This window comes from Mycobacterium sp. (assembly GCF_025965855.1).
GTDB lineage: Bacteria > Actinomycetota > Actinomycetes > Mycobacteriales > Mycobacteriaceae > Mycobacterium.
In genome coordinates, this window is record NZ_JAOPWB010000206.1 from 1 (window position 1) to 16,113 (window position 16,113).

Consider the following 16,113-nt stretch of genomic DNA (forward strand, 5'->3'; position numbering starts at 1 on the left):
CCGCCCCACGCGACGATCTTTTCGACGTGTTGAGGCTGGTAGAGGACCTCCTCGACGGCGAGGTCACCGCCCTTCCAGTAACCCACCGCCAGATGCCGAGTGATCGGGTGATCGGGCGCCACGTCGGCGAGGGTGCGCGCGATGGCAATCGCCGTGAGCGGGTCGTTCGACGGTGCTTTGATGATGACGTCGGAGCGGGTGATCACCGAGCGCAGAATGGTGACCGCCGACACGAGGCCACCGTTGCCGGCCGGGATGTGCAGAACCCGTGAACCGAAGGCCCGCACTCGCAGCTCGCGGCCGTCGAGCAGTTTGTGCGGGACCCATCCGTTTAGGTAATTGAGCCCTACCTGGCTGTCGGCGACCTCGCGAACATTCTCGCGGGTGAACAGCGGGCGCAGCACCTGATAGCTGTTCCTGAGCATCTCTGCGGGCAACACGTTGGCCACCAGCGACGCTTCGTAAGCCTCCTGCAGGTGGGTGTTGGACTCGAAATCCAGCGCATCACCCAAAGCCTCGAGGACATCGAGGATCTCGTCGAAGGACAGCGCGTAGAGGTCGGTCAGCTCGGCGGGACTTTTCAGCGGCAACTGCTCGACGTACTTGGCCATGTCGGGCGCCCGGAATTGGTACTGGCCGCTGCGCGTCCCGAATGAGACGAGATCATCGGCGATGACCTGCCCCCGGAGAAACAAGGGGACCGTGTAGGCGGCGCTCACAGGTCGACACCTTTCATGAAGTTGATCGCCTCGTTGTGCACCTCATGCGTTGCAGCGCAGGTGATTCGATCGTCATCGATACCTTGCTTTTCGCTGTAACGCATAATCGCGTGCTCGAACGCGATGCTGGTCTGTCCGCACGGGCATTGCAGGTCCCAGTCGATGGTGACCTCGTCACCGGATATCGCGCCGCCCCAGTGCGCTTTCAGCAAGAAGTCATAGACGGCTGCGCGGCCGGTCTGCTTGCCCTTGCGTGGCAGCGGCTCGCTGGTGTCGGGGTCCAGCACGAACGGGATCACCCACGGCTGTACGTGGTACCGACCCTCGGTGCATCCCCAGTGGAAGGCGCTCTGTTCGGAAAAACCGTAACCTTCCTGGATGCGGTCGACGCCGAGGAATTCGGAGATGACGTCCATGTAGTTGTCAGGCAGGACGAACCCTTTCAATCCGCCGCCGGTGAGGATCGCCGAATCCTTGGCGAACACCTCCTTGATACCGCGGTCAAGGCCGGCCCTGGCGACCTCGTGCATCAGGTTGTAGGTACCGATCATGAATACTTGCTTGCCCCGCAGCTTTTCGGTGATGTTCGTAAAGAACCGATCCAGATCCTCCGGCTGGCGCGCCTGCATCGCGATGAACTCGTCTTTCCGCGTCGCCAGGGCCGGATCGATCACCAGGCGGTCCAGTTCGCCGCGCGACGCTGCAGCGCGCATCTTGGAGGCCAGAAACATCAAATCCGTGTCGATCGCGCCCGGATACAGGGCGTGGAACTTGGACTCGTCGCCCCCGGTGAAACCCCGCCGGATCATGTTGGCGATGCGCAGGTGGCCCAGCTTGCCGCTGGCGTAATTGGGCCAGATGACTTCAACGCTCGGATTGAGTTCTCGCTCGGTGGGTTCTGTGCCGAAGCTCTGAAACAAGCAAATCTTCCACAGCACCATGCCCTCGCGCGCACCGTGCTTGTCTTTCGGGATGATCGACAGGGTGCCGGTCGTCCCGCTCGAAGTGATTACCTCCAGCGGGGTCTGCTCGTCGAGGCGCTCGATCCAGTCGTCGATGCCGCTGCAGCCCTCGGTGTCCACCCGCGACAAGTCGTAGCTGGTGAGGTTGTCCAGCCATTTGGTCAGTAAGTCGAACCGCTTTTTGTCGATGAGCGCTGCGGGGTAGGACTTGTACGCGGTGTGCGGCAGCAGAAGCGGGACGATGTCGTTGAACTCGTTGACCTCGGCGACGCCCAATCGGTTGGCCAGCTTGCACACTATCGCGATGCTCTCACGGTGTTGACCGAAGCGGCGCTTCATCGCTTGCCGCTGCAGTTCTTCCAGCTCGCCGCGCGCGATGCTGTGCATCTGCGTGTAGGACTGCCCGAAGAAGTTGATCGGGTCGTCCATGAACGTCTCAACCGACCGCGTTGACTGCTCTGTCGTGCTCATCCGCGTTCCCATCATCGACATGGCGGGCCGACCACGTGTCGTGCCTCACACCACTTCGACCCTACGACCCTTTGCAGCTAACCGCAAGTATGCAGTCGAATGCAGCGACGTCGTTGCACCGGTGCGCACTCCCGCGCCGCCGTTTGGTGACATCGAGGGGTGGGCGCCTAGGGCAGGTTAATGTATGGCAGTTCAGTTCATGGCGAATCCTGTTGTCGCTCTTGATGTCACGCGCGCCCGTATGTCTGTGAGCCGACGTGGCACCCAAACGACGAAACGACCTGTTGCCCAACATGTCCCCATCCGACGGCTATCCTTTACAGTCATCTGCATCCAGGCACATCCGCACGCCCGTATGCGCCCTGGGCGCCGAAGGAACTGGTACCTCACCGATGACACACGTTGAGCTACCAGCAGCAGACCGTATTACACCCATCGACGCCAACGCTCGCATCATCACCGAAACCGCGGCCGGGCTACCCATCGTCGAGTATCAGCACATCAGCATGGCCGCTCGCAGCACCCGGCTTCCCACCGTGCTCTGCATGGCCGGCGGCGGCTTTTCCGGCGCGGTGTACGCGCTGCTGGCCGAGATCTGCGCCGCCAGAGGGATACGAGTAGTCGGTTTCGACATGCCGGGACATACCCCGGTCGGATTACTGGGATCGGCGACGCCATCGCGGGCGCTGATCAGCCGGGCCAACACCGCAGTCCGAGCGGCGGCAGTCAACACCATGGTCGCCCGTTGGCGGCCGCGCTCAGCGCGGCTGGATGTCCTTTCGCACTCTGCGGGATTCACAGACATTGCGCGGATGGACCCTTCGCTCGCCGTACGGTGCGGGCGTTTCCTGATCTGCGGAGCGCCGATACCCGGCATCGCAGCCATGGTGGGGGCGGCCCGCGCGACGTCGCTGGGCCAGTCCCCTGAGCCGGTGAGTTTGTCAGCGGTCCTTGGGCAGCGCGTGGTGCCTACCGGTAAAACCTCCGATCACTTCGCGGGCGCTTCACAGCGCCTGACAGAGGACCGCTCCTTGGCCCGCTACCAGTGCCCCGAACACATCAGCGTTGTTCTGGCGCTGATGACGGATCGGGTTGTCCGGCAGCACGATTGGCGGGAACGAAAGGTCGTGCTGATCGGCTCTGTGGGGGATGCCATCGCCCCGCCCGCTCGGATCCGGGCAGCGGCGGATCGGCTTCGCTCGTGGGGCGCCTCCGTGGATACCGAGATCCTCGCTGACCCGCTACCGCACCTGTTCTTGGTCTTCCAGAACGCGGCTACCCGTATCGCCGACATCGCCGCCGACGTAGCGAACTAGCCGTCCGCAGTCGATCGCGTGCGAAACCCCACCAACGCGCCCCCCACTCATCCGGTGCATATGTGCACTAGAATGCATCTATGTATGCCAGTGCAGATATGCACACGAGGGTGTCCGGATGAACCGGACCGAACGCCGCAAGCAGGAAGTCCGGGAGCGGATCTTGCGCGCAGCGTTCGAGTTGTTCCTTCGCCAGGGTGTTGCCGACACCACGATCGAAGACGTCTGCGCACACGCCGATGTCGCCAACCGCACGTTCTTCAATCACTTTTCCTCCCGGCGAGACATGGTGGGAGCCCTTGCTGAACGCCGGCTGGTCAATCTGCACGACACCGTGTTCGAGCGTTCCGATCGAGCTATCCCCACGCGGCTGACTGGGGTTCTCGATGACATCGCCGCGACCCTCGCGACGGCCGGAGAGACCTACCGTGAGCTGATCGGAGAAATGATGTCGGCAGCCGATTACGGCAGTCGGCGCGGCTCTCGTTTCCATCAAACGTTCGTCGAGCTGGTCAAAGAGGGCGTGGTCCGCGGGGAAGTTCACATTCGGCACGATCCGGACATCATCGCCGACATCATCGTCGGCGCGCTCGCCGGCGCCCTCGTCAACTGGCGCGTCGACGCCACGTATTCGCTGACGACAAACCTGCACAACCTCGGGGTCGCATTGGCTGATCTACTGACCGCCGCGGTGCCCCAGCCGTGATCCTTGGCTCACCTTCGGTGCCCGGCGGCGGTCGGATATGCCGCGTCACGCTTCGCGCACCCATGGTGGGCTCCACGACCGCGTACACCGGCCTGCATCACCGCACAGGGCTGCATAGATCGTCGTATACTCGCATGTCGTGAACAGAATCGACCGCCGCAAGCGCGAAATCAGCGATCGCATCCTGGAGGCTGCGTTCGACCTGTTCCTGCGCCAGGGTATGTCCGCAACGACGATCGAGGATATCTGCGAGCACGCCGATGTAGCCAACCGAACATTCTTCAACCACTTCCCCACTCGCCAGGCGATGGTTGCGGCGTTGGCGAAGCGGCGGCTGGCCAATCTTCACCACGTCGTTTTCGCTCGGGCCGACGAGTCGATCCCTGCGCGCATAGTCGGGGTCTTTGACGACATCGCCGCGGTGCTGATCAAGTCCAGCGATACCTATCGCGAGATCATCGGCGAGATGATGGCCACCTCCGGCCAGGGCGCCCACCGTGGCTTCGGATTGCACGACACTTTCGTCGATCTCGTGAAGGAAGGCGTTGCGCGCGGAGAGGTAACCACACGCCACGACCCTCAGACGCTGGCAGACATCATCGTTGCCGCACTATCCGGTGGAATCGGCAACTGGACCGCGGACCGGACTTACCCCCTCAACACCAGCCTGCATAATGTCGCCCGCGCGTTGACCGACCTGCTGACCGTCGACGTCGGTTCGGGGACCGCGAAACGCCGACGCCGCTCGTAGCATTGTTGGTCTGACGAAAGGGTGTCGTGAGCTGGCGATGGTGTGTCACCGCCAGCTCGGGTGCTTGTTGGACAAGCGCTTTAGCGTAGCGACGCCGTAGCCGTCCGTGGAGCGGCGTTGGGAGCGGATCGCCGCGAAAACGTCGCCTGTTGGTCGTCACCTCACTTCTGGGACGTCCGATTCGAAGGGGCGTCCCTCGAGGGCGGCGAAGACCCGCAGTGGGTCGAGATAGTCGCGCCACGCGGAGACCTTGCGGTCCTTGATGACGACCACGGAGATGTATCGGGTGCTGTACGGCTGCCCGGTGGCCACGACCCTTCCCTCGGAGGAATATTCGAGCACCACCGACGCCGTCGACGGCGACCGGTGGACACGCAGGTCGTAGCAGCGGTCGAGGAAGAGCGTGGAGCCGTAGCCGCGGTAGAGCTCGATGAGGCTGTCGCGGCCGACGATGTGGCGCGGGTAGTTCGGAACCGTGATGATGAAGTCGAAGACCACGTCGTCGGCCAGCAGGTCGAAGAAGTGGTCGCCGTCAACGAGTCCGGCAAGGCCTTGCTCGATGATCCGAAAGAACGGATCCAGAGCACGGAAGTCGCCCATATTCTCAATCACTCGCCACCTCCTCGGAATGATTCACAGCAGACAATTTTGGACCGTGCTGTTACTCACAGTAGTCACCAGTCGATGCGCGTCACATGTTCTCGAGCTCGCCCGCGTTGCCTCAATCATTGCTGGTTTGCCGCGAGACACGTTCCTGCGCAACAGCTCCCCGCCCCTTCAGCGCTGTTGCAGTATCAGTGGGCCGCGCAGTCGCCGCCAATGAATTGCGCCGAGCGCCCAGTGCAGCATCCGTGTCGCGCAGCCCCGCAAACCGCCGCGCAAAGCCGCGCCACGACATCTGCGCCTCAACTCCTGCTGGCCTCGCTCGACTCGGTCGGGCTATCCGGACCGCCCCGAGGACGACGCCCGCAACCGCTCGTCGTCGAACACGATCTCGACCAGCGGGCTGCGAGCGAGCCAGTCGTCGAGGACCAGGCGCCGGCTGACCCGCGCCGCGATGTCGGGTCGCTTATGCAGGTCGAGGACCGCGGTGATCACCCGCCGCCGTGTCGGCTCGTCGACCGGCACCGCGGTCGCGGGCAGGTCGGCAGTGGCCCCGTGCTTCAGATGCACGGTGAACCGCGGATGGGCGCGCAGGTTCGCGTACCAGCTGCGGGGTCGGGGCATGCCGGTCAGGTACCAGCGACCGTCGACGCGGTGGAACCAGACCTCGATGCGGCGCGGGATGCCGCTGCGTGCGCCCAGTGTCGTGATGTCGATCGTGCGCTCGGCCGCAGTGGAGTCCTCGCCGATGGCGAGGGCGTGGGCGACGGCGTCGTAGTCGTACCCGGCGGAGGCCGTGTCGCCTGGGCCGGCAAGGGAGTCCTGCTCCGCAGCAATACCACGCTCCTGCTGGGGGTACCGCGTCGCACTGGGATCCCGGTCAGGTGTGCTCATCGACTCCTCGTCACTTGTGTACTCCACAGTGTCCGCTGGTCTGCCGCAAGAGATCACAGATACGTGACACGTTCTGGAATGCCTTGCTTCAGGCGGCATCCGAGCGGCGGCGCAGCGTTTTGTTTTGGATTGGAAGTGGCGGATCGACATAGAGGTCGCCAGCGTGCACGTTAACTCCGGGCGGCACGATCTCGTCAATGCGGTCGAGCACGTCGCCGCCCAGGCGTACGTCGGCCCCGGCCAGCAGGTCGTCCAGCTGATCGGGGCGCCGCGGGCCGATCAGCACCGAGGTGACCGCCGGGTGGGCGCGGACGAACGCGACAGCTAGGTGTGCGAGTGGCAGCCCGGCCTCGTCAGCGAGCTTGCTGAGCTGCTCGACCGCGGTGGCCTTGGCTCGCACACCCGGTTGCTCGAGGTCAAACATTCTCGCGCCCAGCCCGGCGTTGCGAGGGGTTGCGGTGGGATCGGCGCGCCCAGAGAGCCAGCCGGAGTTCAGCGGCGCGAACGTGAGCACGCCCATGCCGTAACGCTGGGCCGTCGGTAGCACACGGTTCTCAACGCCACGTACGAGGATTGAGTAGGGGGGCTGCTCGGTTCGGAACCGGTGGTGGCCGCGGCGCTCGGCGGTCCACTGTGCCTCGACGATCTCCTCCGGCGCGAAGGACGAGGTGCCGATAGCCCGCACTTTACCCTCACGCACGAGGTCGGACAGCGCGGCGAGTGTCTCGTCGATATCGGTGGCGGGGTCGGGCCGGTGCAACTGGTAGTGGTCGATGTGGTCGGTATCAAGCCTGTCGAGGCTGCCCTCCACAGCCCGCCGGATCCACCGCGGCGAGGCCCCACGCTGGTCTGGCCCCTCGTTCATGGGCAGCCCGAACTTCGTCGCGAGCACCACGTCGTCCCGCCGGCCGCACAGCGCCTTGCCGACGATGACCTCCGATTCGCCGAGCGAGTACACGTCGGCGGTGTCTATCAGGTTGATGCCCGCGTCGAGGGCGGTGTGGATCATGCGCACCGATTCGTCGTGATCTGCATTGCCCATGGCACCGAAATTCATCGCGCCCAGCGCGAACTCACTCACCGAGATGCCGGTACCGCCGAGAATCCTGCGTTGCATAAGGAATGGTCCTTTCCGTCGAAAACCAGCTCAGCACGGATCCGCCCGATGCGGGAGGACCGCCCGCACCGGGGGTCCGGCAGAACCCCTGTCACTGCTGCACTTGGAGATGGCGCGGCTCTAAGCTGGTCTGATGAACGGGCGACCGAATGTCGAGCTACGGGAGTTCCTGCGCTCTCGCCGCGCCAGGGTGACCCCGGCCGCCGCCGGTCTCCCGTTGCGTCCCGGCGCGCGCCGCGTCCCAGGGCTGCGCCGTGAGGAGGTGGCCCAGTTGGCGGATGTCAGCGTGGACTATTACGTCCGTTTGGAACGCGGCCGCACTGCCAACGTGTCCGAGTCGGTGCTCGACGCCGTCGCCCGCGCCCTGCAGCTCAACGAGCTGGAACGCACCCACCTCTTCACCCTTGCCAAACCGAGCCGCGCACGCCCACGCCCCCTCCCTCGGCAACACGTCCGCCCGGGCCTGCGGCTGGTAGTGGACAGCATCACCGACGTGCCTGCCCTGGTTTTGGGCCGACGCTTGGACGTGTTGGCCGCAAACCCGATGGCCCGAGCTCTATTCACAGACTTCGACGCGTTGCCCCCGCATTTCCGCAACATGGCCCGCCTGATTTTTCTGCACGACCATGTGCGCTCGCTCTGCACCGACTGGCGCGCAACAGCCCAAGGCATCGTCGCCAACCTGCGCCTCTACGCCGGCCGCTACCCCCATGACCCGGCGCTGGCTGAACTTGTGGGCGAGCTGTCCGTGCAGGATCCCGACTTCCGTCGCTGGTGGGCCGACCACGACGTGGATCAGCACACGTACGGCGTGAGGTTCTGCCACCACGGCCTGGTCGGTGACCTGGAACTGGGATACGAGGCATTCACCCCGACCGATGATCCCGAACAAACGCTGTGGGTGTCCACCGTGCAACCGGGATCAGTGTCAGAAGAACGGCTGAAAGTCTTGGCGAGCTGGGCGCAACCTGCCGTGGTGGGCGGTTGAACACGGCGCGGTGCGACAAGTAACGACTGCGACGATCAGGCGATCCTGGATCAAGTAGGCCGTCTGGTTGCCGAGGCCGCGTGCAAGGTTAGAGCGACAGGGCAATGTGCTATGCCCGCGACTGCGCGGAGCGCCTACGCGGTATGCGGGGCGGGCCCGGGAGGTCGGGGGTCTGCAAGACCAGCTCGATGACACCGTCCAGGTGTTTGGCGACCGCGTCGTAACTCAACGTTCCTGTTCCCGCTCGCACCATGGCGCCGTAGAAGACGAACTCCAGCGTGGATAGCACGTTGGCCTGCACTCCGGGACCGAGTGCGGCGCCGAGGCGCCGGCGGACCTCAATGCCGATTTCTTCGCGCAGCGGCTTGAGCTCATCCTCGTCACCCATCAGCGCCGTAGTGGTGGCGGCAGCGACTTCCGGTTCATAGGCCCCGAGCATCGCAAGCGCGTGAATTTCCTGGGTGATCCGTTGGTGCCTGGTCTGATTGACGTCGACGAACATCGGCACCGTGCGCACGAGCCGCAGATACACCTCCGCGATGAGACCGTTCTTGGATTTGAAGTAGTTGTACGCCGTGGCAGGCGACACTTGTGCGCACCCTGCGATAGCGCGCACGGTCAGATCGGAGTATTTCGTTTCTCGCAGCATTGCGACCGCCGCATCGAGCACCCGATGGTAAGTGTCTTCTTGGCGTGGCTTTCTGCCGTCGCCTTCCTCGACGGCCTTCGCCACTTTCCGGCTGGACATGTGTCGAGCCTAACCGAGCCTAACCTGGCGGGGCAACGATTCTCGTAAACTCAAGCGCAGTAGCATTATTCGGAGCCGAGACAGCGCAAGTGACAAACCGGGCCTGATGATATTTCCGACAATAGGCTGTATCTGGGCAAAAGATCGGACAGGTGTCCAATGCACACTGAGCCGTGGATGAACGGAAAGCCAGTGGCCGGCACGATTCTCCGAGGCGGCCGACCTGGCCGGCGACAGCGGAACCGGGCTCGTCGTGATGCCCTGCAGGGCAACGCGATTGCCTTCGCCGATCACAACTTCCAACGACCCCAACACTTTCGCGGGAGAAGGCTGCCCATCACCCGACCTGAATCACGTCGGAATCCAGTGGCTGGTACCCGCCGCGATAAAGCGTTTCGGTCTCTCCGACCTCCATATCGACGAGGCCGGCTGCGACCAGGGCATGGCCCTTGAATACCCGGGCAGCAGCACTCAGCGGGTACTCGGTGGAGGCGACCTGTGCCCCGAGGTTGGCGGGCCGTCTGTCACCCCAGAGTGCGACTTGGGTCAGACCCGATCGAATTGCTTCTTGAACTTCCTTTCGAATGCGCTCATCTCTCGCCAGCAGATCCGTGGCGGCTGCGAGTGCCGGGGCGCGCTCAGGTCCCCGCCGAAAGCACGCAAGCCCAGCGTGAAGATCGACGGTCGTGGCCCCCAGGATCCGAAGCGCTCGTTCGTCGTCCTTGTCCGGCAACAGAATATTGACGTCCCAGCCCGCCATTCGCGTGTCGAACAACCATCCTCCAGCCGACTGAACGACGTCGGCCACGCTCGCCGCGATCACATTCAGCTCGTACCTGAAGAGCGTGCCGGTTGCGGCTTGGGAGCGACTCTGCGCGACCGTGTCGCGCGTAGTCTGCTTTGATCGGCGAGCTTGACGAGCCATGTGTAATCCCATCGATTCTTGGCAACGGTTTCAACGGCATTGGCGTTCGGGCTCGGCAGCAGTCGTCCCACCGAACTTATCTGCCCGACAGCCATCATCCGGCACCGGGCACACCCACCCTCGCGACGGTAGCCAACGACTACCGCACGGCGCTGCCGGTGATTCGCAGCCAGCCCGGGCTTAGACACTCGTCTACCTTAGATAGCTGGATTCGACTATACAAGCAGTTGACGAAAGTTCCTTACGCCCTGCGGATATCAGGGCAGGTGCGTAGACAGGGCCGCGCCGCCTACCCGCCGCCGTGATGACCGTTCAACGCAAACATCGACAGCTGTCTAGTCGATGTGGGAGCGATGAATGGGCGCCGCATGTTCTGATCCGCTCCCCGAAAGTCTGACGATCTTCGGCGACCCACCAGCGGTGCCGGCGGTGCCGGTGGCGCCCCGCTGCCGTAATGCCAGCGACAAGATCCACCGCCGGGCGCTGCACGAGTCTTTCGTCGCCAGCTGAGCCAACGTCCGGTTATGGCCGGTGAGAGGGACACCCTGCAACTGCTCTGACGGCCCGCAGCTTCCGGCTGCTCGAAGGATCCGGTTTTAGGGACGATCTGATGGGCAGAGCTGTTCCGAAATTGCCCAAAGCCGCTCGGCGCGTTGCGGATCCATTGCGTAGGGCTTCGCGTTATCGCTGATCGCACAGCCGGCGAGATAGACAGCTCCCCGGCCGGCGAGCTCATCAGACACCGCAGCCCACACCGACGTTGCCGCGCCTTGCTCCACCGGGATGACCTCGAGCATGGGACGCGGGGCCGACGGGTCGCTGTCAGCTGAACCCATTCCCATCATCGCCTTCATGTCGCCCCGTGACATGTAACGGGACAGCGAGGTAGCGACGGTGCCAGGATGAACGGCGAAACTTCTGACACCGCTCCCGCGATACCGCTCATCCAGCGCCACCGTGAACAGAACGTTGGCTGTCTTGGCCGCACCATAGGCCTGGAACTTGTCGTATGGCCGTTGCTCCCAGTTGGGATCCTCGAGATCGATGTCGAAAACCAGGTGGGCGTCAGAACTGAGATTGACGACGCGCGCGGATCCCGCGTTGAGCAGCAGCGGTATCAGGGCCCGCGTCAGCTCGAAGTGACCTAGGTGATTGACGCCCAGTTGAAGCTCAAATCCGTCCGTTGTCCGTTGGAACGGCGTGAACATCACACCCGCGTTGTTGATCAGGACGTCCACCCGCGCGAACCTGTCTTTGATCTCCGCCCCCGCCCGACGCACGGTCACCAGGCTGTCCAGCTCCAGCTCGACCGTCTCGACCGCGGCGTTGGGTGTCTCGGCGGTGAGAGCTTCGACGGCGGACCGAAGGCGCTGCGGGTCGCGCCCCGCTATGACAACGGTGGCGCCCGCCGACGCGAGCCCCCGCGCAGTCATTAGGCCCAAACCGCTTGTCGCGCCGGTAATCACGCAGATCTTTTCCCTTAGATCCACTCCGGAGAGTACTTCATCGACGGTGTTTGTCATCTGCGCCTTTCCTCGGCTGCCGCCATACGGACCTGCCCGGTTGCGATCCGCCTGTCCCGCCTACGCTTCATATAACTGCAGTATTGCAGTTTACTGAACCCAGATCTACTGTATGCACCACAGGACCGCCAATCCCGAGTCTCTCGTGCGACGAGCCTGGACCGCCCCGCCAAGCTGGGGAAGCTGGTAATGATCGCGTAATCCGGGTGGGTTTGGAGCAACTCGGCGGCCACCCGCCCAGGTCGTTGACGCTGGCGCATGCCGTCTTTAGAGCCGCGAGCAGCGCCAGGGTCTGCTTGCCATGGCGGCCTCGACCTGAGGCGCCTGAGCTGTGGCAGGGTGAAAGAGCGCCTCGCGACTGTACAGACTCGGCGCCTGTCCTATCCGGGATCTAGGGGAAATGTTCATCTTCGTCGCCGCGAACAAGGTGCGGCCAGGTCGGCTGGCCGACGAGCGTCGGCGCGCTCCAGCGTGGGCCGAGTTCATCGAATGCCACGAGCCCCGCCTGATCGCGTTCCACGAGTTCCTCAATGCAGACGGAACCGAGGTGGAGTATGTGCAGATTCACCCCGACGCCGCATCTTTCGAGCATCACCTGCAGGTGCTGGCTGGTGTGGATGAGTCCTACCGAGACACCTTGGAGGCCACGACCGCCATCCGCATCTACGGAACACCGACCGAGGAGATTCTGGCGATATTGCATAAATCGGTGGGCACACACGTTCCCATAACCGTCCTACCCTCACATCTCGGCGGTTTCACCAGAGGGTCTGGCTAATCGGCTTGGATAGGAGAGGAAGTACGAATGGCTCGAACCTGGTTGATCACCGGAAGCTCGCGCGGGCTCGGCCGAGCGCTGACGGCCGCTGTGCTCGAATCCGGCGATCAGGTCGTCGCGACCGCGCGCCGGCCCGAACAACTCGACGATCTGGTCAACCAATACGGCGGGCTGATCAGGACAGCTCGCCTCGACGTCATCGACCGAGCCGCGGCGCGAGATGCCGTCGACGTCGCCCTCAGCACCTTCGGCCGGATCGACGTTGTGGTCAACAATGCCGGCTACGCAGATTCCGCACCCGTCGAGGAGGTCTCCGACGAAGACTTCCGGGCCCAGGTTGAAGCCAACTTCTTCGGAGTCGTGAACGTCACGAAAGCCGTTCTCCCCGTGATGCACCGGCAACGGGCGGGGCACATCGTGCAGATCTCGTCGATCGGCGGCCGCGTCGGCGGCTCCCCGGGAATCGCCGCATACCAAGCGTCGAAGTTCGCCGTTGCCGGGTTCTCCGAGGCACTCGCCGCCGAGGTGGCTCCCCTGGGAATCGAGGTCACCATCGTCGAACCGGGTGCCTTCCGCACCGATTGGGCCGGGTCCTCGATGGCCATCGCTCCGGTCGGCCCCGACTACGAGGCCACCGTCGGGGCGATCAACTATCGCCGCGCGGGGTTCGACCGCAGCGCACCCGGAGACCCTGCCCGGGCTGCCCGCGCGATCATCGAGGTGGTCGATATCGACGACCCGCCGCGGCGACTGCTGCTCGGCTCCGATGCGCTCACCTTCGCGATCGCGAAGTCACACGAACAGGTCGCCGAGGCGGAACGCTGGGCGGACTTGAGCCGCTCCACAGACTTCCCCGATTGCGATGTCTAGGTTGCCGCTTTGCGGTACTGCATCGTCCAGACCGGAACGAGATCGGGCGTCTACTCGGTTCCCTCCCACGGCGTGCCGCAGATATGCGCATCTGCAGTGTGCGCAACTCGGTCTTGGTGTCAGTGGCCCAAGGCCGTCGGTCGCGGCAGCCGCTTCATGACCGGCCCGCTGCGGACCATCGACGACGTCGAGTATGCGGCGATGGAGTGCGGCATCAAACCCGGGAACGGTTCACTGCGGCTACCCATCATCAATATGAATTGGGGTTATCACAAATTCGCATTAGACCTGGATCCACATGGATGTGAAGATCCGTTGCATACGGTCCACCGAACCGATAATCCTGGAGACCATCAATGGACGAGGGCTTTGCGCGGAGCGTACGTGACATCATCGTCGAGGGGGTTGGCCGACGTGACTTCGTGAGGGCCGTCGCGGCAGTCGGCGCCGGTGTCGGCATAGCCGGCCTCGCGGCCGGTTGTGACAGAGGCGGTTCGGCGGCTTCGATTCCGAGTGACGTCAAGGTCCTGCACCCGGGCCAGGGAACTATCAGGGGCAATCACTACCTACAGTCCACACCCGACCAGGTGCTCTGGGGCTACGTCCCCAACGTGCACGCCACAGCGGTGCTCCGAATGAAGTCGACCGAGACGATCACCGTCGACGCCGTTTCTCACGAGGGCATCCTCGAGGATCAAGGGCGCAATCCCGTCGCCTACTTCGGGTCGAAGGGTGTCGCCCGATCCGATGTCCTCGAAGACGCCATCGCCATCGCAACGGAATACCGCCGCACGGCACGCGATTTCGACAGCGACGGCCCCCACGTGGTCACCGGACCAGTGTTCGTTGAGGGCGCGCTACCAGGAGACGTATTGAAAATCGAAACGCTGGAGGCGACGCTGCGAGTACCCTACGGCGTCGTCTCGAACCGGCATGGCAAGGGGGCATTAGCGAGGACCGTGGACGGGGGCGCGCCGGCGGGAATCAGCATCGGGGAGGTCATGCCGCCAGTAAGCCAAGACGGGCGACCCAACCCTGATCCGACGAAATACGGCAATGTCTCTACCTTCACCGCCGTCGAGGATGGCCTCGGTGTCATGCGCTACCGCAACGCGTCGGTGCGATTCCCGCTCAACCCATTCATGGGAATCATGGGTGTCGCCTTCTCGCAGGACCCAGCTGTAACAGCGCCGAGCTCTAACTCCATCCCGCCCACCCTGGGCGGAGGCAACATCGATATCAGGCTCCTCGGCGTAGGTTCCACGTTCTACCTTCCCGTGTTCGCCGAAGGCGCGCTGTTCTATGCCGGTGACCCCCACTTGGCGATGGGTAACGGTGAAGTTGCGTTAACCGCGCTGGAGGGATCCTTGCGCGGAACGTTTCGGCTCACCGTATGCAAGCCAAAATCGGGCGATGCCCCCTCGGTGGCCTACCGCTACCCCTTCGCCGAGAACGCCGATCTCTGGGTGCCGATTGGGCTGTCCGATCCCGACGGCAGCGTCAACGGGCAGATCAGTGACCTCAATGTGGCGATGCGTCGGGCGGTCGTCAATGCCCTGGACTTTCTCGAGTTCGACAAGGGCATGGATCGCGCCACCGCATACGCTTACCTCGCCGCCGCCGCTGACTTCTCCGTTTCCCAAGTGGTCGACCGCACCGTCGGGGTGCACGGACAGATCTCCAAGTCTCACTTCAAGTAATCTGTCTCCCGCGCCGTTTGGACCGCGAAAACCTCGCTTAGCCCGACGTTTCGAACGTCTCATGAGCCACCACCTGACTGGCCTCCGCGCCGTACCCCTGGCCCCAGACCGCCGGTGACCTGCCACCCGATCTCTGGATCCGTGCAGCCCGGCGGCAGCGCAAGCAAGGCCACTCCCCGAATGACATAGTCCGCACCGCTCGAACTGTGCAATGGTTGGATACGATGCCTAGGTTGCTGGGGATAGGGCCCGAAGCTTTGGTCGTTCTGGTGCCAGACAGCTTGGCTAAGGTCGCATCCACATTCAGGAGCTAGGCGCGGCTCGCGTTCGCGCGAGCCCCTCGGTGCGAGTGCCTGCCGCCGCTACGTGTGCGCCCTCGGCGAGCAGGCGCGAAACGGTCGCCGCGCCAATCGCCGAGCCGCCCCCCGTAATGATGAAAATCTTGTACTTCAAGCCTTGCATAGTGCCCCCCACGCAACGTGCGGGTAAGTTGGCCGAGCGTTTGCTGCAGACCCCATCTCAATTGGTCGCTCGGGTTCGGTTTGTGTGTTCAGGAGTTCGGTGTGGTGCGTTGAGTGGCACCACAATTCGACGAGGTTGTGATCGGGGAACGTGGCCAACGTCCGGGGAAGCGCTTTGTTTGGGTTTGAACCCGAAGTCCTTCACACGGGTCCATCGGAGCTAGGCCGCGGCATCTTGGAAGACCTTGATCATCTCTCGTCATCGAGCAGCTGGGGAACCTCTGAGGGCGAGGTTTCCGGGAATTTGGAGAAGAAGGCGCTGACCTGGTCCAAGTCGATGCGGGTTTCTTCACCGTCGCGCTGGGAGACGCAGATACGTACCGGCGCTCCGAGACCGGAGGCGGCGGTGTAGCGGAACAAACCCCGCGCGATGACGGCGTTGCCGACCAGGTAGAACTTGGACTCGATCGGGATTCCGGCCAGTCGCATCGTCGTGCCCTGCTCCATTTCCCAGAAGATGGAGAACTTGCTCGGCGCTGAGACCGCTGCGACGTAGGCCTCCAGCCCGTCACGGTCGGCGT

Annotated in this window: 16 protein-coding genes and 1 pseudogene; 7 read left to right on the forward strand and 10 right to left on the reverse strand. The window is 63.7% G+C overall.

All coding sequences use genetic code 11. The features are described from left to right. Together JWP83_RS17710 and JWP83_RS17715 are read right to left on the reverse strand one after the other, a co-directional pair. Window positions 1–719 (reverse strand): acyl-CoA reductase (locus tag JWP83_RS17710; protein WP_297732423.1); only part of this gene is annotated, 719 nt, incomplete at its 3' end. Beyond that, complete coding sequence (locus tag JWP83_RS17715; RefSeq protein WP_297732425.1) at window positions 716–2,152, reverse strand: hypothetical protein; 1,437 nt, start codon at window positions 2,150–2,152, stop codon at window positions 716–718. The genes JWP83_RS17715 and JWP83_RS17710, both read right to left, overlap by 4 nt. A 392-nt stretch (window positions 2,153–2,544) precedes the next feature. On the opposite strand from JWP83_RS17715, the gene JWP83_RS17720 reads away from it, so the two are divergent. From JWP83_RS17720 to JWP83_RS17730, 3 genes are all read left to right on the forward strand, one after another. Then, window positions 2,545–3,468: a hypothetical protein gene (locus JWP83_RS17720; RefSeq protein ID WP_297732427.1), complete on the forward strand. Its 924-nt coding sequence runs from the start codon at window positions 2,545–2,547 to the stop codon at window positions 3,466–3,468. A 118-nt stretch (window positions 3,469–3,586) separates the two neighbouring features. Continuing rightward, entirely contained in the window at window positions 3,587–4,174 is a 588-nt protein-coding gene (locus JWP83_RS17725) for a TetR/AcrR family transcriptional regulator (RefSeq protein WP_297732429.1), read from the forward strand. 139 nt (window positions 4,175–4,313) lie between these two features. Further along, the gene (locus tag JWP83_RS17730; protein WP_297732431.1) at window positions 4,314–4,925 is read left to right on the forward strand and encodes a TetR/AcrR family transcriptional regulator; all 612 of its coding nucleotides are present in this window, start codon (window positions 4,314–4,316) and stop codon (window positions 4,923–4,925) included. A gap of 156 nt (window positions 4,926–5,081) precedes the next feature. On the opposite strand, the gene JWP83_RS17735 is transcribed toward JWP83_RS17730, so the two are convergent. The 3 genes from JWP83_RS17735 to JWP83_RS17745 all read right to left on the reverse strand — a co-directional run bounded on the left by JWP83_RS17735 (window position 5,082) and on the right by JWP83_RS17745 (window position 7,539). Further along, a complete protein-coding gene (locus JWP83_RS17735; protein WP_297732433.1) occupies window positions 5,082–5,537 on the reverse strand; it encodes a nuclear transport factor 2 family protein in 456 nt (151 codons plus the stop codon). Window positions 5,538–5,864: 327 nt separating this feature from the next. Next, on the reverse strand, window positions 5,865–6,422 hold the full coding sequence (locus JWP83_RS17740) for a nitroreductase/quinone reductase family protein (RefSeq protein ID WP_297732435.1): 558 nt from the start codon (window positions 6,420–6,422) through the stop codon (window positions 5,865–5,867). 88 nt (window positions 6,423–6,510) lie between these two features. Continuing rightward, window positions 6,511–7,539 (reverse strand): aldo/keto reductase, encoded by a 1,029-nt coding sequence (locus tag JWP83_RS17745; protein WP_297732437.1) that lies wholly within the window; start codon window positions 7,537–7,539, stop codon window positions 6,511–6,513. A gap of 133 nt (window positions 7,540–7,672) precedes the next feature. On the opposite strand from JWP83_RS17745, the gene JWP83_RS17750 reads away from it, so the two are divergent. Next, window positions 7,673–8,527, forward strand: a complete 855-nt coding sequence (locus JWP83_RS17750) for a helix-turn-helix transcriptional regulator (RefSeq protein ID WP_297732439.1) — start codon at window positions 7,673–7,675, stop codon at window positions 8,525–8,527. A gap of 109 nt (window positions 8,528–8,636) precedes the next feature. Here the strand turns inward: JWP83_RS17750 and JWP83_RS17755 are convergent, their stop codons facing one another. From JWP83_RS17755 to JWP83_RS17765, 3 genes are all read right to left on the reverse strand, one after another. Next, on the reverse strand, window positions 8,637–9,275 hold the full coding sequence (locus JWP83_RS17755) for a TetR/AcrR family transcriptional regulator (RefSeq protein WP_297732441.1): 639 nt from the start codon (window positions 9,273–9,275) through the stop codon (window positions 8,637–8,639). Window positions 9,276–9,612: 337 nt separating this feature from the next. After that, on the reverse strand, window positions 9,613–10,098 hold the full coding sequence (locus tag JWP83_RS17760; protein ID WP_297732443.1) for a hypothetical protein: 486 nt from the start codon (window positions 10,096–10,098) through the stop codon (window positions 9,613–9,615). A gap of 698 nt (window positions 10,099–10,796) precedes the next feature. Further along, on the reverse strand, window positions 10,797–11,723 hold the full coding sequence (locus JWP83_RS17765; protein ID WP_297732445.1) for an SDR family NAD(P)-dependent oxidoreductase: 927 nt from the start codon (window positions 11,721–11,723) through the stop codon (window positions 10,797–10,799). Between the two features lie 400 nt (window positions 11,724–12,123). On the opposite strand from JWP83_RS17765, the gene JWP83_RS17770 reads away from it, so the two are divergent. The 3 genes from JWP83_RS17770 to JWP83_RS17780 all read left to right on the forward strand — a co-directional run bounded on the left by JWP83_RS17770 (window position 12,124) and on the right by JWP83_RS17780 (window position 15,071). Continuing rightward, complete coding sequence (locus JWP83_RS17770; protein ID WP_297732447.1) at window positions 12,124–12,501, forward strand: hypothetical protein; 378 nt, start codon at window positions 12,124–12,126, stop codon at window positions 12,499–12,501. Between the two features lie 27 nt (window positions 12,502–12,528). After that, window positions 12,529–13,371 carry an oxidoreductase gene (locus JWP83_RS17775; protein WP_297732450.1) on the forward strand — a complete coding sequence of 281 codons (843 nt, stop codon included), beginning with the start codon at window positions 12,529–12,531 and terminating at the stop codon, window positions 13,369–13,371. Between the two features lie 356 nt (window positions 13,372–13,727). Further along, window positions 13,728–15,071 (forward strand): acetamidase/formamidase family protein, encoded by a 1,344-nt coding sequence (locus JWP83_RS17780; RefSeq protein ID WP_297732452.1) that lies wholly within the window; start codon window positions 13,728–13,730, stop codon window positions 15,069–15,071. Window positions 15,072–15,386: 315 nt separating this feature from the next. Here JWP83_RS17780 and JWP83_RS31290 read toward each other — a convergent pair. Continuing rightward, a pseudogene (locus tag JWP83_RS31290) lies at window positions 15,387–15,533 on the reverse strand (short-chain dehydrogenase); the annotation flags it as partial. Between the two features lie 248 nt (window positions 15,534–15,781). After that, window positions 15,782–16,113 (reverse strand): hypothetical protein (locus JWP83_RS17785; RefSeq protein ID WP_297732454.1); only part of this gene is annotated, 332 nt, incomplete at its 5' end.

Coding starts and splice junctions, on each gene's coding strand:
- JWP83_RS17750 (WP_297732439.1), top strand. CDS start 7,673: ATGAACGGGCGACCGAATGTCGAGCTACGGGAGTTCCTGCGCTCTCGC.
- JWP83_RS17755 (WP_297732441.1), bottom strand. CDS start 9,275: ATGTCCAGCCGGAAAGTGGCGAAGGCCGTCGAGGAAGGCGACGGCAGA.
- JWP83_RS17715 (WP_297732425.1), bottom strand. CDS start 2,152: ATGAGCACGACAGAGCAGTCAACGCGGTCGGTTGAGACGTTCATGGAC.
- JWP83_RS17725 (WP_297732429.1), top strand. CDS start 3,587: ATGAACCGGACCGAACGCCGCAAGCAGGAAGTCCGGGAGCGGATCTTG.
- JWP83_RS17770 (WP_297732447.1), top strand. CDS start 12,124: ATGTTCATCTTCGTCGCCGCGAACAAGGTGCGGCCAGGTCGGCTGGCC.
- JWP83_RS17740 (WP_297732435.1), bottom strand. CDS start 6,422: ATGAGCACACCTGACCGGGATCCCAGTGCGACGCGGTACCCCCAGCAG.
- JWP83_RS17780 (WP_297732452.1), top strand. CDS start 13,728: ATGGACGAGGGCTTTGCGCGGAGCGTACGTGACATCATCGTCGAGGGG.
- JWP83_RS17745 (WP_297732437.1), bottom strand. CDS start 7,539: ATGCAACGCAGGATTCTCGGCGGTACCGGCATCTCGGTGAGTGAGTTC.
- JWP83_RS17775 (WP_297732450.1), top strand. CDS start 12,529: ATGGCTCGAACCTGGTTGATCACCGGAAGCTCGCGCGGGCTCGGCCGA.
- JWP83_RS17720 (WP_297732427.1), top strand. CDS start 2,545: ATGACACACGTTGAGCTACCAGCAGCAGACCGTATTACACCCATCGAC.
- JWP83_RS17765 (WP_297732445.1), bottom strand. CDS start 11,723: ATGACAAACACCGTCGATGAAGTACTCTCCGGAGTGGATCTAAGGGAA.